14 protein-coding genes are annotated in these 15,536 nt (G+C 67.1%); all 14 read left to right on the top strand.

Going from position 1 to position 15,536, the window contains the following annotated elements:
- Nucleotides 1-50: 50 nt before the first annotated feature.
- The 14 genes from BHS09_RS23495 (at nucleotide 51) to xseA (ending at nucleotide 15,503) form a co-directional block, all read left to right on the top strand.
- A complete protein-coding gene (locus BHS09_RS23495; protein ID WP_140793418.1) occupies nucleotides 51-1,040 on the top strand; it encodes a TadE/TadG family type IV pilus assembly protein in 990 nt (329 codons plus the stop codon).
- Between the two features lie 21 nt (nucleotides 1,041-1,061).
- Nucleotides 1,062-3,146, top strand: a complete 2,085-nt coding sequence (locus BHS09_RS23490; protein WP_140799075.1) for a Tad domain-containing protein — start codon at nucleotides 1,062-1,064, stop codon at nucleotides 3,144-3,146.
- An 8-nt stretch (nucleotides 3,147-3,154) separates the two neighbouring features.
- On the top strand, nucleotides 3,155-4,348 hold the full coding sequence (locus tag BHS09_RS23485) for a TadE/TadG family type IV pilus assembly protein (protein ID WP_140793414.1): 1,194 nt from the start codon (nucleotides 3,155-3,157) through the stop codon (nucleotides 4,346-4,348).
- Nucleotides 4,314-5,123, top strand: a complete 810-nt coding sequence (locus tag BHS09_RS23480) for a hypothetical protein (protein WP_140799073.1) — start codon at nucleotides 4,314-4,316, stop codon at nucleotides 5,121-5,123. Before BHS09_RS23485 ends, BHS09_RS23480 begins: the two co-directional genes overlap by 35 nt.
- Entirely contained in the window at nucleotides 5,120-5,929 is an 810-nt protein-coding gene (locus BHS09_RS23475; protein ID WP_140793411.1) for a hypothetical protein, read from the top strand. Before BHS09_RS23480 ends, BHS09_RS23475 begins: the two co-directional genes overlap by 4 nt.
- Nucleotides 5,926-6,153 (top strand): hypothetical protein, encoded by a 228-nt coding sequence (locus BHS09_RS23470; protein ID WP_140793409.1) that lies wholly within the window; start codon nucleotides 5,926-5,928, stop codon nucleotides 6,151-6,153. Before BHS09_RS23475 ends, BHS09_RS23470 begins: the two co-directional genes overlap by 4 nt.
- Entirely contained in the window at nucleotides 6,150-6,896 is a 747-nt protein-coding gene (locus tag BHS09_RS23465) for a hypothetical protein (RefSeq protein WP_140793407.1), read from the top strand. The genes BHS09_RS23470 and BHS09_RS23465 overlap by 4 nt, the downstream gene beginning before the upstream one ends.
- Before the next feature lie 116 nt (nucleotides 6,897-7,012).
- Nucleotides 7,013-7,747 (top strand): hypothetical protein, encoded by a 735-nt coding sequence (locus BHS09_RS23460; RefSeq protein WP_140799071.1) that lies wholly within the window; start codon nucleotides 7,013-7,015, stop codon nucleotides 7,745-7,747.
- Nucleotides 7,748-7,950: 203 nt separating this feature from the next.
- The gene (gene cpaB / locus BHS09_RS23455; protein WP_140793403.1) at nucleotides 7,951-8,766 is read left to right on the top strand and encodes a Flp pilus assembly protein CpaB; all 816 of its coding nucleotides are present in this window, start codon (nucleotides 7,951-7,953) and stop codon (nucleotides 8,764-8,766) included.
- A gap of 41 nt (nucleotides 8,767-8,807) precedes the next feature.
- Nucleotides 8,808-9,653: a type II secretion system F family protein gene (locus tag BHS09_RS23450; RefSeq protein WP_140793401.1), complete on the top strand. Its 846-nt coding sequence runs from the start codon at nucleotides 8,808-8,810 to the stop codon at nucleotides 9,651-9,653.
- Between the two features lie 10 nt (nucleotides 9,654-9,663).
- A complete protein-coding gene (locus BHS09_RS23445) occupies nucleotides 9,664-10,554 on the top strand; it encodes a type II secretion system F family protein (RefSeq protein WP_140793399.1) in 891 nt (296 codons plus the stop codon).
- 6 nt (nucleotides 10,555-10,560) lie between these two features.
- Nucleotides 10,561-12,015, top strand: coding sequence for an FHA domain-containing protein (locus BHS09_RS23440; RefSeq protein ID WP_140799069.1), 1,455 nt, complete (start codon nucleotides 10,561-10,563; stop codon nucleotides 12,013-12,015).
- A 27-nt stretch (nucleotides 12,016-12,042) separates the two neighbouring features.
- Nucleotides 12,043-13,791, top strand: a complete 1,749-nt coding sequence (locus BHS09_RS23435; protein ID WP_140799067.1) for an FHA domain-containing protein — start codon at nucleotides 12,043-12,045, stop codon at nucleotides 13,789-13,791.
- Nucleotides 13,788-15,503 carry an exodeoxyribonuclease VII large subunit gene (xseA, locus tag BHS09_RS23430; RefSeq protein ID WP_140799065.1) on the top strand — a complete coding sequence of 572 codons (1,716 nt, stop codon included), beginning with the start codon at nucleotides 13,788-13,790 and terminating at the stop codon, nucleotides 15,501-15,503. The genes BHS09_RS23435 and xseA overlap by 4 nt, the downstream gene beginning before the upstream one ends.
- The last annotated feature ends 33 nt before the right edge of the window (nucleotides 15,504-15,536 follow it).

Below are 15,536 nucleotides of genomic sequence, written 5' to 3'. Positions count from 1 at the left end.
TGTCCATTTGACCGATGCGCTTCTGACACCAGTCCCCGGATAATGGTTTCATGGGACAGGAAGCACAGGAGCCGCGGGCGCGGGGGGCGTCTCGCCGACAGTCGGGTCAAGCCGCGGTGGAAGCGGCGATGATCATGCCGCTCGCCGTCTTCATGACGCTGGGGATCATCCAGCTCACGATGATGCAGCACGCGAAGCTGATGACGGAGTACGCCGCCTACCAGGCCGCGCGTGCCGGCATCGTGTGGAACGGCAACAACGAGCGCATGCATGACGCGGCCATCGTGGCGTTGCTTCCCACCATGGGGCGTACCGACGACATCGTCGAGCTGGGGAAGACGTTCGTCATCCACCAGCTCTACGACTCCGGCATGCGCATGCTGAACTTCGGCGGCGGCCGCGTGCCTCGGACGGTGAACGGGTCCAACCTGTTCGGCGTCATTCGCGTGGACACCATCAGTCCCGCCTACTTCACGCCCATCGATTCGATGTGGAAGCTGCGCAGCGGCTACAACTGGCAGGAGCTGGACTTCGACGGCGCGGACGCCTTCCCGGAGGTGCCCTCGCTGGAGAACCACATCCGAAAGTTCTTCAACCTGCCGGAGCCTGACGATGCGGAGCTGGTGTTCCGCAAGTCCACGCGACTGACCATCCGCCTGCGCTACTGGTACCAGCTGCGCGTACCGTTCGCGAACTCCATCATCTTCTACTCTTGGTTCGCCTCGAACGCGGGCATGGCGCTGCGAGGCGCCATTGACCGCGGCACCGTGGACCCGCGCGCGAACATGATGAACCGGCGTGGCAACCTCGATCCGTTGCTCGCCGGCGCCCGCGGTATCGAGCACGAGATGGGGTACGACTCCGTCTATCCGCTCGAGATGACCGTGCTTTGGATGCTGGCCAACGGCAGCATCCCGCTCGTTTCCGACCTGGCTGGCAAGCGGTACTTCATGCCGCTGACGGCCACGTACAGCATGCGCATGCAGTCCAACTTCCACCGCAAGTGGATCATGCACCTGAACCCCGACTGGGGTCTGTAAGAGGAAGAGGACTCCCGACCCATGTTCACCCGGACCCTCCGACAGAGTTTCCGCCGCCAGGAAGGCCAGGCCTTGGTGCTGGCCGCCCTGATGGTTTTGATCATGTCCATCGCCGTGTTGACCACGGTCAACATCGGCCACACGGTGCATGAACGCATCCGCCTGCAGAACACGGCGGACTCCGCGTCGTACTCCATGGCCGCCATGGAGGCGCGCGCGTTCAACTTCTACGCGTACGCCAACCGCACGCAGGTGTCGCACTACGTGTCGGCGATGATGTGGCAGTCGCTGCTGTCACTCATCTATTCCGCCGAGGCGTTCCTCACGGACATCTACGGCTTCATGCGCACGTTGAATCCATGCGCGGGCAAGACGAACAACCTCTTCTGGAAGATCGCCTGTCCCATTCTAGAAAACGTCATTCCGTACGTGAGCGCGGTCATCAAGGCCATTGGCCGGATCATGACCGCGTACCGGAACTACTTCCTCAGACCCATCCAACAGGTCATCACGCGACTGAATCCGGACCGGATCATCGGTGAATGGATCATCCCCGCGCACCGGGTGATGAACGGCGTGATGTACTTCGCGTCGCAGGCGGTGATGATGTCCGCGTCCACGCACGTGACGCAGACCACGCAGACGGTCATCGACGACAACGACAGCAACATCTCCTCGCTGGCCAGCCAGCTGGCGACGGGTCTCTACAGCCAGTGTCTCTTCAGCCAGGCGCACAGCCCGTACGCGGGTGGCAAGCCGCTGGCGCCGAACACGTGGAAGAACCCGTTCGGCGCGCTGGACGTGACGAAGAAGGCCGCCAACGACCCCATTGCCCGCGCCAAGCGCTCCATGGGTGGCATCACGAACGCCACGCGCTACGCCTGTGACGCCAACGGTGGTGCGTGCCCCCAGGGCTTCATCACCAGCCGCCGCATGGGTGACCTGCTGCCGCTGCCGGACATGCTCAGCTTCATGCGGGACTTCTTCAACGGCGGCGTGGACATCCCGGGCATCTTCGAGTTCGGCAAGATCGGCCAGACGCGCATGCTCTCCACGGGCTTCCCCAACGCCAACGCGATCCGCGCCGGCCGCGGTCCCGGCCAGGAAGGCCGCAACTACATCCGCGACTGGAACGACAACATCAATCCCTGGGGCATGACGGCCCAGGGCGACAACATCGGTTCGGATGATCCGTACTGGCTCAAGTTCGGCCCGCCGGAGATCGACGTGGGCGTGGGCAAGGCGGACAACCCGGTGTCGTGCACCAAGAACGACGACTACTGGAAGTGCTTCGGCGACAACCGCAAGGGCAAGGGGGACAACAACACCACCAAGCTGCCGTACAAGCACATGACGAAGACGAGCATCTGGGCGCTCAATGACACCGACAGCGGTCGTCACCGGGGCGGCATGCACTGGCGCGTCAACTACCCGAGCAACCCGGAGCGCTGGTCCGGCCACATGCGGCCGGGTGGCCCCGAGCGCGACGTGGGGTTGCAACAGTCGAAAATCTGCGTGCTGGAGCTCGCGTTCGTGTGCTGGGCCCGTACGGACGTCTTCGCGGCCAACGTGCGGCCGGTGCAGGACGGTCACCACCCCTGGGGCGGCCTGACGCCGTTCATGCACTTCGAGCCCGGCCAGCTCGGTTCGGTGTGCAACCCCACCGCCAACGCGTCCATGGGCGACGCGGCCAAGCGCCAGGCGGACTTCAACCAGCCCACCGCCTGGGTGGCGCTGAACAAGGATCCGGAGCAGGTCGTGAACCGGGACAACAAGGACGGTACCGGCACCAACGCGCCCGCGCTGCTCAACGACGAAGGCAAGGTGAAGTTCGCCTTCACGCCGGACACGGACGGCCTGGAGATGCTGAACAACCGGAAGAAGTTCCTGGGCCTGGTCGAAGGCCTCAACGTCATCTCCCGCGGCCAGTCCTACTACCACCGCCCCGGCAACTGGGCGGAGCAGCCCAACTTCTTCAACCCCTACTGGCGCCCGCGTCTGGCGTCCGTGTTCCAGGGCCGCAACTCACTGCCGAAGATTGGTGAGATGATGGATGCGCTGCCCGGCCCGCTTCAGGGCATTGCCCCGAAGATCATTACGCACTGAGGACTGCCATGCGTGCCCGTCTCCAAATGCGCTCGCGCTCAAGAGGTGCCGCCACGGTCGAGTTCGCGCTCTCCGTGCCGCTCCTCGTGATGATTCTGATGTTCAGCATGTACCTCACGGAGTTGGTGAGGGCGAAGCTCAAGCTCCAGGAGGCGGCGCGCTACGCCGTCTGGGAGATGACGAGCTACGCGCTCTCCGACTTCGCGAACGGGAAGCACGACGACGCCTTCGAGGACGCCCGCCGGGAGGCCCACGAGGAGTTCGTCGAGCGCTTCAAGGACATGGACTCGGTGGAGCCCAACGGCACCGGCGGCAACTTCATTGCCCGCTACACGGACGTGACGGCGACCATCACCAACAAGGAGATCGCGCTTCTCGAAAGCGGGATGCTCAGCCGCCCGAGTACCAGCGAAGGAGGCGGCCTGGCGGGCGCCATCCTCAGCCCCTTGAACAACGGCATGGGATGGGTTTTGAACCAGTGGGGCTTCAACAACAAGGGCTGGGTCGAATCCGAAGTCGAGATGAACTACGAGAACACCATCCTGCCGACGCGGTACCTCGACAAGAGCGGTGGCAACGGCGGCTTCTTCAAAGAGAACATGATGGGCGGGCGCGACCTGGGCAGCCTGCGGCTCAAGTCGAAGTACTCCATGTACGCCAACGGCTGGCACATGCCGGACGGCGGTGACGCCATCATCCGTGGCCGCCGCGCCGGTCAGCATACCGGTGGTTCCCTCAGCCAGCCCCACGGCCTCTACCGCCAGGTGGACCGGATGGTGTTCCTGGGCTTCGCCTCCACGTTGGACAGCCTGGGCATCGGCGCCATCCTGGATGTGGTCGCCTCGGTGCTCCCCAACTTCCTGGGGACCTTCGTGGTGTCCCGGAACTACGGCGTGGGCGCCTCGCAGAAGGGGGACTGCACCGGCCTTGCCCAGTATGATGCGAAGGCCAGCAGCGGCCTCCACGTCATGCACAAGCGCAGCCTCAAGCTGACCGACCACGAACGGCCCAACTGCTTCGACACCGCGCCGTTCCGTGACGAGATGACGTACGCGAACAGCAACTACATCAAGGTCTTCAACGCGCGCGGCGAGTTCTACATGGGGTGCAAGCGGGCCATGGCGGATGACCCGACCGACCCGGATGCCCGCCCGGAGTCCACGCAGAATGACGAGCAAGACCTCAAGATTCCCTGCGAGTAGGGTAGGGGCCGTCCGGACGGCGCTCCTGTTCGCGTTGCTGGCCTCCGCGCCAGCAGCCGCGGAACAGGAGCTGCCCGTCTATCCGGGCACCATCCACACGCGTATCGGTAATGACCTGGTCATTGGCGGGGAGTACTACCGCCTCGCGTACTTCACGACGTCGGACCCCATGGAGAAGGTGGCGGCCTACTTCGCCCGGAAGTGGCAGGAAGAGGGCTACCCCACCGTGGTGGAAGGGGACATGCAGGACGAGGGCGTGGTGTCGGCGCTCTATACCCGCGAGGGGCTTCAGCGTGGCGTCGTGCTGCGCAAGCACCTGGGCAAGACGGTGGGCTTCACTGCGCTGCGGGACTTGTGGGTGCGTCCGTCCAAGAAGCCGGCGCCCGGGCTGGTAGCGCTGGAAGGCGCGCTCTACAGCCAGGACCTGGCCACGCGGGATGACCCGGGTGGCTCGCAGAGCCGCACCACGCTGGTGACGGGAGAGCTGACGAAGGTGCAGCAGCAGGTGAACGCGGAGCTGGAGCGCCGCGGCTACGCGCCCGTGCGGCAGTCCGCGCTCAAGATGGGCGGCGGCACGCAGCTGACCATGGAGCACGCCCGCAAGGGTGAGCAGGTGGTGACGACGCTGTCGCACGCGGAGGAGGGTGTCACCGCGGTGGTCCAGATGTGGATTGGCTCGGACCGTCCGGACGCGGTGCCCAACGACGATGCCGTGCGCCAGAGCCGCGAGGCCTACGAGCGGGACCAGGCCCAGAAGAAGGAGGGCGCGAAGTGAGGGCCCTGCTCGTGGTGGCGGCATTGGTGCTGGCGTTTCCAGTCCGCGTGGAGGCGAATCCCGCGCGGGAGCTGGTTCAGCACATGTCCCGCGGCGCCCGTCCGGCCCGACTGGGCGACTGGGTGACGTACCGCTTCAACGGAGGCGGCCTGCGCGTCTACTACTGGCGCCTGGCGGTGGTGGGTGAGGAGAAGGACAAGGAGGGCCGGGACGCGGTGTGGGTGGAGATGGAGGCGGGTACCCATCCGGCCATGAAGTCGCCGCTCGCGCAGATGCGCATGCTGGTGGCCCGGGAGGGCGACGAGATTCGCTATGACGCCATCTCCCGCCTCTACATCGGCACGGGCTTCGGCCAGCCCCAGGAGTATTCGGACGAGGCGCTCCAGCACGTGCTCAAGCAGCAGGAGGCGGACGCGAAGAAGGCTCAGGCCGCGCCGCCGGAGAAGCAAGCGCCGCTGCCCAAGGGCGTGAAGCCCACGACGCGCTCGGGCAAGGAGTCCCGGTTGATGACGCTGGCAGGCACCGTGGCGGCCGTCCCCGTCGAGGTCGTCATGAAGAACACCGTCATCAAGCGGATGTGGCTCAGCCGTGAGATTCCGCTGCTGAACCTGGCCAAGATTGAGATTCCCGGCATCGGGCACGCCATGGAAGTGGCGGAGTACGGAATCGACGCCAAGCCCCGCATGCGCATCCCCGCTCCAGACGCACCGAAGATCAAGCTGGAGTACGCGGATGCTATACTCGATGACCTGCCCGGCGACGCGGATGACGGGCACGGACACGACACCTCTGAGGACACGCCGTGAACCACCCGAAGACGCTGCGTCCCCGCGCCCGTAACCGTCGCGGGCAGGCCATGCTGGAGTACTCGCTCCTGAACTGGATTCTCGTCGTCGCGCTCATCGTCGGCGCGTCGGTGAAGGTCCGCTGGACGGAGGACAAGCAGTCCAACGTCATCGACCTGTTCATGGAGGCGTACCAGATTTATTACGACTCCTTCTACTTCGTGCTGAACCTGCCTTTCCCGTGACGGCAAGCAGTGAGGTGGGGCAGCCGTCCCCGCTGGGTCTGCGGCTGGTGCACGCCGTCTTGTTCGTCGCCTTCGCCGTGGGCGTGGGCGTGGCGTCCGTGCCCGAGTGGACGCACCTGACGCAGGCCTTGAATCAGCCCTTCCACGCGGGCGCGGCGCCGCGCTGGCTGGTGCTGGCCGGTTCGTTGCTGGCGGCGGTGGGCACGGCGCGCCTGAGCTGGGAACTGGTGCGAGGCCGGTCCGCGCCGATGTGGGCCTCCGGCGTCATCCTCCTGGGCGTCATGGCCACGCTCGCCGGTGGTCGTCCGCAAGGGCTGGAGCAGTCCCGCTCCGATGTGGCGGCCAACCTGGAGCTGCTCCGCGTGGCCCGGCGCGTCCACCTGCTGATGGTGCACGAGCTCCAGTCACATGGAGAGACACCTCAGTCGCAGGACGCGTGGCGCGCCGCGCTCCAGAAGTCCGGCGCCAGCGAGGTGCGGGTGTACACGCGCGCCTTCCTCCCCGTTCATCCCCAGGTCGCCTGGCTGCCCTCCGAGAGCGCGGTGCCGGACCCGCTCGTCCCGGGGCAACTCGCGGTGCACGTGACGCCGGATGGCGTGGGCTTCACGGTGCGGCTGGTAGGGCTCCACCAGGGCCAGCCGGCGCTCCTCAAGGATGACCAGGGGGCAACGCTGGTGCTGCGAGGCCTGTACAATCCGGACCTCCCGCCGCCCGCGCAGCCCGCGTTTCCGCCCACTCCCTGACACCTCGCGCTCTCAGCAAGGTTGCGGGTGCCTTGAGACTCGGCCAGTCTCGCCAGACCTCATGACGCGGCGGTCCCGGCCGGTGGGTCGTCCTGGATTGACGGAAGGAGCGCGCAATGGCGCAGGCGGCATGGAAGTGGATGGTTGTCGCGGCGGCGGTCGGGGCAGGGGTACTGGCATGCGACGGCGGAGGCGGCAACAATCCGCCGCCGCCCTCCAACGGGTTCGACGCGGGCGTGAATGTCTTCCGCCCCGGCCTGGGCGAGGACGACGGCGCGCCGCAGGGCACGCCCTTCTCCCTCCCCGAGGGCGTCAGCTTCGCCGGCACCCTTCGCGGCGCCGACGAGGTCTCCGGCGAGTGCGAGAACGCCAGTGTGGAGTCACAGGGCTCGGGCGCCTATGTCCGCGTCTGCGTGCCCCTGCGCAACGACACGGGGGCGCCTGTCCAGGTGACGTTCCCTCCGGGGCTCGTCGTCGTGTCCACGTCCGAGGGACGCGGCCAGAACGGCCTGCTCATCGAGCGCACCATCCTCGTCGTTCCGCCCACCCCCCCGGGGCCCGGCGGGCGGGACGATGCCGGTACCCCGGACGGCGGGGTGGAGGAGAACGCCTATATCGTTCCCCTCTACATGTACTGCCTGAACGAGGAGCGGGACCCCTCCAACCAGTACATGACCTACGCGGTCGGCCCCGTCACGTCGGATGACGCGCTGCAGGAACTGTTGCGGCTCCTCGAGGGGAAGGTCATCGACAGCTCCGATGACGTGGGCGTGGTGCAGAACGCCCTCTACAGCATCACCGAGGGCCGTGGCCTGACGACACCGGACCGCGACGCCATCGACGACCTCTGACGCGGTACGACGTCAGGTCCCGGATTGCGCGCGATACAGAGCTGTCGCGAGAGGTGGTTTTGACACCCGGTGTATCACACGGCTAACATCGCGCGCCATTCGCTGATTGCACTGCACTGTATTCCAACACCTGCTCTGGACTCCACTTCGGACTCCATCATCGCCGCCGAACGGCTCCCCCCCGTTCTGGAGGTTTCTGAACCATGCTGAAGGGCAAGACTCCGCTCGTCGTCGCGCTTGTGCTGGGCCTGTTGGCCGGCGTCATCGCGTATTCCGCCATCAAGAAGAAGGAGGCGGATGTCCGCCGCGGATGGAACCTGGTGCCCGTCGTCGTGGCGGCGCAGGACGTCCCTGAAGGCACGGTCATCACCTTCGAGATGATCTCCCAGCGCTCCGTGCCGGAGCAGTTCGTGACGTCCTCCGTGGTGCGTCCGGACTCCGCGACCTACATCGTGAACCAGAAGGTGCTGGTCGCGCTGCAGGCGGGTGATCCGCTGCTGTGGAGCCAGTTCGAGACGACCAAGGCCGCCGAGCGGCTGTCGTCGAAGGTGCAGAAGAAGGCGCGCGCCCTCACCATCGAGGCGAAGCACACCACGTCGGTGGGCGGCTGGATTCGCCCCAATGACCACGTGGACGTCATTGGCACCTTCCGCGACCCGCAGACGGACGAGAACGTCGCCGTGACGCTGCTTCAGAACGTCATCGTGGTGGCCACGGGCAAGATCACCGGTACCACCAACGTGAACCTCATCCCGGAGAACCAGCGCGAGTACAACAACATCTCGCTGATGGTGCTGCCGGAAGAGGCCGAAATCCTGGTGCTCGCGGTGGAGCTCGGCCAGCTGACGCTCAGCCTCCGCAACGAGGACGACGTGGACCTCATCGAGGAGCGTGGCCGCGCGACCATCAGCACGCTGCTGTCGGGTGAGCGCACCCGCGTGCTGGAGCAGAAGCGCCGCGAAATCATCCAAATCATCAAGGGCGGTGCCGAGCGGGCCGCGGGCGCTGGCGCGCCGTGATGGCGTGCGTCGTCCACCCTCGCTCTTAGGGAAGCGCGCACATGCTTGCTGGAATCGTCCTCCTCCTCGTCACCGGCTCGGTCTTCTTCTTCAGCCTGGTGATCTTCAGCGTCCTGTCGAAGGCGTATGAGCAGTACCAGGAGCGCTACGTCGCCAAGTCGATGAACGACTTGAGCGACATGTTCCTCTTCATCGATCCACGCCAGATGTTGATCCTCAACATCGCGTGCATGTGCTTGTTGGGGATCCTGTCGTACATCATCTTCAACCCCATCCTGGCGGTGGTGGCCACGGTGTTCGGCTTCTTCCTGCCGATGCTGATGGTCAAGCACTACCGGAAGCGGCGCATCAAGAAGTTCAACGTGCAGTTGGTGGACGCGCTGCAGGCCATGGCCAACGCCTTCAAGGCCGGTCTCACGTTCCCCCAGGCCATCGAGCACGTGGCGCGCGAGGCGATGCCGCCGCTGTCGCAGGAGTTCGGGCTCTTCGTGAAGGAAGTGAAGCTGGGTGTTCCGCTGGAGGAGGCGCTCATCAACATGGGCCGCCGCGTGGGCAGTGACGACCTGGAGCTGGTCGTCGTGTCCACCAACATCGCCCGTCAGCTCGGCGGCAACATGGCCGAGATGTTCGAGACGATCTCCACGGTGATCCGCGAGCGCTTCCGTCTAGAGGGCAAGATCGACGCGCTCACCTCGCAGGGCAAGCTGCAGGGGTGGATCGTCGCGGCGATGCCCGGTGTGCTCGGCATGGTGCTCAACTACATGCGGCCCGACCTGATGGAGCCGATGATGGACCACATCTTCGGTTGGATCCTCGTGATCATCATCGCCATCATGGAAGTGATGGGCATCCTCATCATCCGGCGCATCGTCAACATCGATATCTGAGAGGTGCACCGTGGACGATGTCCTGACGCCAATGTTGATCGGCAGCTCGGCGCTCCTCTTCGCGGGCGCCGTGGGTTTCCTGGGCCTGGGGCTGTACCAGACGATGCTGGAGCGCTTCCTGTCGGAGGTCCGTGACGAGTCCACGGGCGGCATGAAGGGCTTCGGCTCGGTGGCCATCCGCCGCCTGGGCGCGATGAACCGCCGCTTCATGTGGCCCGGCTACGAGGCCAAGGCGCGCCGCAACCTCATCAAGGCGGGCGAGCCGCAGGCGTACAAGCCCGAGGACATCATGGCGCTGCAGGAAGTCAGCGCGGTGATGGGCCTCATCATGGGCCTCATCCTGCTCAACGGCTTCGGCGTGAGCCTGGTGTGGTCGCCGCTGTTCCTGCTCTTCGGCATGTACTACCCGCTGATGTGGCTGAACGACCAGGTGAAGAAGCGCCACCTGCTCATCAGCCGCGCGCTGCCCTACAGCCTGGACCTGCTGACGCTGTCGGTGGAAGCCGGCCTGGACTTCACCGCGGCACTGGCCAAGGTGGTGGAGAAGGGCAAGGCCGGTCCGCTGCGCGAGGAACTGCAACTGGTGCTCAAGCAGCTGAAGATGGGCAAGACGCGTGAAGAGGGCCTCAAGAGCATGATTGTCCGCGTGGACCTGCCGCCGCTGACCACCTTCGTCACCGCGCTCATCCAGGCGGACAAGATGGGGACCAGCTTGGGCAAGGTGCTGCGCATCCAGTCCACGCAGATGCGCATCGACCGCACCCAGCGCGCGGAGAAGCTGGCCGGTGAGGCGCCGGTGAAGATGCTCTTCCCGCTCATCGCGTGCATCTTCCCCACGGTGTTCATGGTGCTGTTCGGGCCCATCGTGTTCCAGTTCATGTTCGGAAACGTCGCGGGGTAGCGCCCCGTGCCCATCCTCCTGACCATCACCCAGGGGCTCCAGCAGGGACGGGAGCTCACCTTCGAGGCGGCCGAGGTCAACATCGGCCGCACCTCGGAGAACGACCTGGTGCTGCACGACCACGGCGTGTCACGCAGGCACGCGCGCATCGTGCTTCGCGGCGACAAGTACTTCGTCGCGGACATGGGCAGCTCGAATGGCACCGTGCTCAACGGTGGGCTGCTGTCGGGTGAGCAGCAGCTGCGGGATGGGGACAAGATTGGCGTGGGCCCCGTCGAGTTCACCTTCGTCTGGGTGCCGCCGGAAGGGGACGAGGACGCCACGCGGCCCATCCGCCGGGGCGACCCTGTCCCAGCGCTCGACCCGGACGCCACCCGTCCCATCCGTCTCAACGACCCGATTCCCGCCGCGTCCGGCATCGTGCTGCCGGAGGGTTATCCCACCGCACAGCAGCCCGCGGTGGCTCCGGTGCGTCCGGGCACCGCCGCCGTGGCGAAGGCCGAGCCCGGCGCGGGGCAGACGGCGGCGGAGCGCGCACGCCGTCGCCGGGAGCTCGCGGGCAGTCAGGCGGGCAAGCTGCTCCTGTGGTGGGGGCAGCTGTCGAAGCCAGCGCGTCTGGGCGTGGGCGCGGTTGGAAGCGGCCTGGTGTTGGCGCTGGTGGGCGTGCTGGCCGTCTTCTTCATGCCCAAGAGCGAAGGCCGGGCGTCCGGCGTGGAGCCGGAGGACCTGGGCTTCGAGGTGATTTCAGACTCGTTCGGGGTGGGTGAGGGCGTGACGTGGGAGAACCCGGACCACAAGTCGTTCGCCTTCCAGTTCGTCACTCCGACGCGGGCGGTGGCCGTGGTCCACTACATGGCCAGTGGCATCTCCAAGGAGGAGGTGGCGCTGGTCGTCAACGGCGTGGACGTGGGCTGGGTGCCGCCGGACGTGAATGCGGTGACGGAGCGCGGGCTGGAGCAGATTCTCCCGCCCTCCGCGTTGAAGCGGGGCGAGCTCAACTCCATCGTCTTCGACAATGTCCGCAACCCACCGGGGCGGGACACCTGGCGCGTGTGGAACCTGCGCCTGGAAATCATCCCGGTGCCGGAGCTGCCGCAAGACGAGCTCTTGACCAAGGCGCGTCAGTACGTGGCCGCGGGCGCCAGTTTCTATGAGTCGCGCGACGTCGGCGCGGAGAACCTCTTCAAGGCGTGGCAGCAGTACCGCTTCGCTTGGGTGACGCTGGAGGCACTGGACACCAAGCCTGACATCTATCAGGACGTGCGTTTCCAACTCGGCCAGGTTGCAACCGAGCTGGACCACAAGTGCAGCCAGCTGATGCTCGATTTCCAACGCAGCGTACAGTACCGGAATGCGCGGACGGCTCGGGCCGCGTTGCAGGAAATGGGTCGACGCTTCCCTACGGCCGAGCATCGCTGCCACAATCTAGGTTTGCAGTTGGCTTACGAGCACGAGCTGTAGGCGCGTGCTCACTTCGACAGGAAGTCGGTGATTCGCATGTCCAACGGTTCCCCTCCGGCACGCCGCCGGCCCCCTTCTGGGGCGCCCTCGGGTGGGACCGGGTCCCGTCCCGCCGTGCGCAGGACGTCCGCCCGGCCCGCGCCTGCCCCCGTCTCCGCCGCAGCCCGGCTCATTTGCATCGCTGGCCCCAAGGATGGTGAGGAGTTTGCCCTGTCCGAGGAGGAGTACGTCATCGGTCGAGCGACCGATAACGCCATCTGCATCCCGGACACCTCCGTGTCCCGCAAGCACGTCATGGTGCGGAAGTCGGGAGCGGGCTGGGCGGTGAGCGACCTGGGCTCCGGTAACGGAACGCTCGTCAACGGCGACGTCATCAACGAGGAGACGCCGCTGGCCAACGGTGACGTCATCACGTTGGGCGACACGGAGCTGCGCTTCGAGGACGTGGCCAACTCCACGATGATGGTCGGCGCGCCGGCCCCCGGTCCGCGTCCTCGTCCGGCGGCCTCTGGCAGCCGCGGCGCGGTGCCGCCCCGTCCGGGGCCTCGCGTCGAAGGTGGCCGCGTGCGCAGTGCGCGCGCGACGGCGGCCACGGCGCCTACCCCCGAGGAGCTGAAGAAGAAGAAGCTCATCACGCTGGGGGTGGCGGGCGCGGTGGTGGTGCTGTTCGCGGGCCTGGGCGTGGTGCGGATGAACGTCCAGAAGCAGCAGGCGGTCGCCGCGGAAGAAGCCCGTCAGGGCAAGAACTACCGGGAGCGGCTGGGCAGCCTGTTCCAGGACGCCAAGAACCTGGTGCGCGAGGGCAAGTGGGTCGAAGCGAAGGCGAAGCTGGAGGAGCTCCAGGCCGAGGCCCCGGAGTACCCGGGCGTGGCGGACTACCTCGGGCACGCCGCGCGGGAGATTCCCGTCCAGGAGAAGCTGACGGCGGCCAAGGAGGCCCTGGCGAAGAAGGAGCTGGGCAAGGCCGGCACGTTGCTGGCCAGCGCGGGTGAGAGCCAGTTCCTCTACGAGCAGGTGAACGCGACGAAGCGCGCGCTGTCGGAGTCCGCGGACGTGCGAACGCGCGAGGCGCGCAAGCTGCTGGATGAGAATCAGCTCGACATGGCCAAGGCCATCACCGACGACATCCTGGTGGCCTTCCCGGAGCACCGCGACGCCAAGCTCATCAACGAGCAGGCGGCGCAGGCCATCATCGTCCGTGACACGCCCAGGCCCGTGGTCCAGGGGCCGGCCCCCAAGCCGTGGGAGCCCGCCGTTGACCGCTTCCGCGACGGCGACATGTCCGGCGCTGTGGCCATCCTCAACGCGTGCATGGCGCGCACGCCGCAGTGCAAGAAGGTGCTCGGGCAGGTGACGGAGTTCGGCAACCTCTACAAGCGGCTGGAGGACCTGGACGCCCGGGGCCTGTCGAAGCTGATGTCGCTGGACAAGGACATCACCGGCGGCCGTCCCAGCAAGATGGCGCGCAACGCGGGCACGCGGGCGGCCACCATCTTCTACAAGGGCGCCACCGCGGCGAAGGCGGCGGGGCAGTGGGGCCGCGCCATGGACTACTCGCGCAAGGCGCTGCAGGCGGACCCCGGACACGCGGGCGCCGCCAACATCATCAGTGAGTTGAAGGCGAAGGCGAAGGACGTCTACCTCCAGGCCTACTCCCTGAAGGACGGGAGCCCCGACGAGGCCCTGCCCAAGTTCAAGGACGTGGTGGCGATGACGCCTCCTGATGACGAGTACCACGAGAAGGCGAAGACCTGGGTCGAGAAGCTGTCCCGATGACCCGGCGCAAGGTGGGAGGCGGCACGCTGCCGCCAGTGGGCCAGCAGGGTGACCTGTTTGGCAGTGGCGCCTCCACCCCCCGTGCGGCTGGCGCGGCGCGGAAGGCCGCGGCGCCGCCGAAGCCTCCACCGCCTCCGGTGGACGAGGACGGCACCTCGCTGCTGGGGCCAATGGAAGGCGCGCCGCCTCCGCCGCCCAAGCCCGAGCGCGTGGTGCTGTCGGTGGGCGAGCTGACCCGCCAGCTCAAGCAGACGCTGGAGTCGCGCTTCGCCCGCGTCATCGTGCGCGGCGAGGTGACGGGCTTCCGTGGGCCCAACGCGCGCGGCCACTGGTACTTCTCGCTGAAGGACGCGGGCGCGGCCATCGACGCGAAGGTGTGGGCCTCCATGGCGGCCCGGCTGCGCTTCGCGCTGCGCGACGGCATGGAGGTGATTGCCGAAGGCAGCGTGGACCTGTACGAGCCGCAGGGTCGCTACAGCCTCATCGTCCAGCGGCTGGAGCCGGTGGGCGAGGGCGCCCTGGCGCTGGCCTTCGAGCAGCTCAAGGAGCGGCTGGCCCAGGAGGGACTCATTGGTCCCGGGCGCGTGCGGCCCCCCAGGCCGTTGCCCTCCCTTCCTCGGCGGATTGGCGTGGTGACGAGCCGCACGGGTGCGGCGCTCCAGGACTTCCTGCGCGTGCTGCATTCGCGCAACCCCCGGCAGAGCGTCCTGGTGGCGGACGCGCGCGTGCAGGGCGAAGGCTCCGCCGTGGAGGTGGCTCGCGCCATCGAGCGGCTGGCGCGCACGGACGTGGACGTCATCGTGGTGACGCGCGGTGGTGGCTCGGTGGAGGACCTCTGGACCTTCAACGAGGAGCGCGTGGCCCGCGCCATCTTCGCCTCGCCGGTGCCGGTGGTGTCCGCCATCGGTCACGAAATCGACTTCACCATTTCCGACTTCGTGGCGGACCTGCGCGCGCCCACGCCCAGCGCCGCGGCGGAGCGCCTGGCGCCGGTGCTGGCCGACCTGGAGCTGACGCTGGCCACACAGGCGGGCCGTCTGCGGCGTGCCATGGAGCGTCGGGTGCTGGAGCTGCGCGAGGAGCAGGGCCAGCTCGCGTCGCGGTTGGAGGACCCTCGGCGGGCCATCAACCACCAGCGGCTGCACCTGTCCGAGCAGGTGGAGTCGATGATGCGCGTGCTGCGGCCGGCCGTGCGAGGGCACCGTGAGGCGCTGCGGTCGCTGACCGAAAGGCTGCAGCGGGCGCGTCCCCAGGCACGGCTGGGTGAGCAGCGGGCGCACCTGTTGAAGCTGGCCATGCGGCTGTCGGAGGCGGTGCGCGCAGGTGAGGCGACGCGGCACGGGGCGCTGGCGACGGCGCGGCTGGGGCTCGAGAGGGCGTCACCGGCGGCCCAGGTGTCCCGCGAGCGTGCCCGGCTGGCCGCGCACCGGGCACGGCTGCTGGCGCTCCAGCAGGGGGCCCTGGCGGATGCACAGAAGCGTTTCCAGCGTCTGGAGGGACGTCTGGACGCCATGAGTCCGTTGAAGGTGATGTCGCGCGGCTATTCGGTGGTGTTCCGACAGCGCGATGGCGCGGTGGTCCGAACGGGCGCGGATGTCCAGGTGGGAGAGCGCCTGGGGCTCAAGCTCGCGTCGAACGGGGCGAAGTCGCTCGGGGGATGTGAAGAAATCGAAGCCACCGTCACGGCGGTGAAAGGGCCGGTGGACTGCTGACGGGCCACCCTCTAGAGTCCCGCGCCCCATACG

The sequence above is a fragment of the Myxococcus xanthus genome (assembly GCF_006402735.1).
Taxonomy (GTDB): Bacteria; Myxococcota; Myxococcia; order Myxococcales; family Myxococcaceae; genus Myxococcus; species Myxococcus xanthus_A.
The sequence above is the reverse complement of the archived record's forward strand: the minus strand, read 5'-3'. Positions and strand labels throughout refer to the sequence as shown.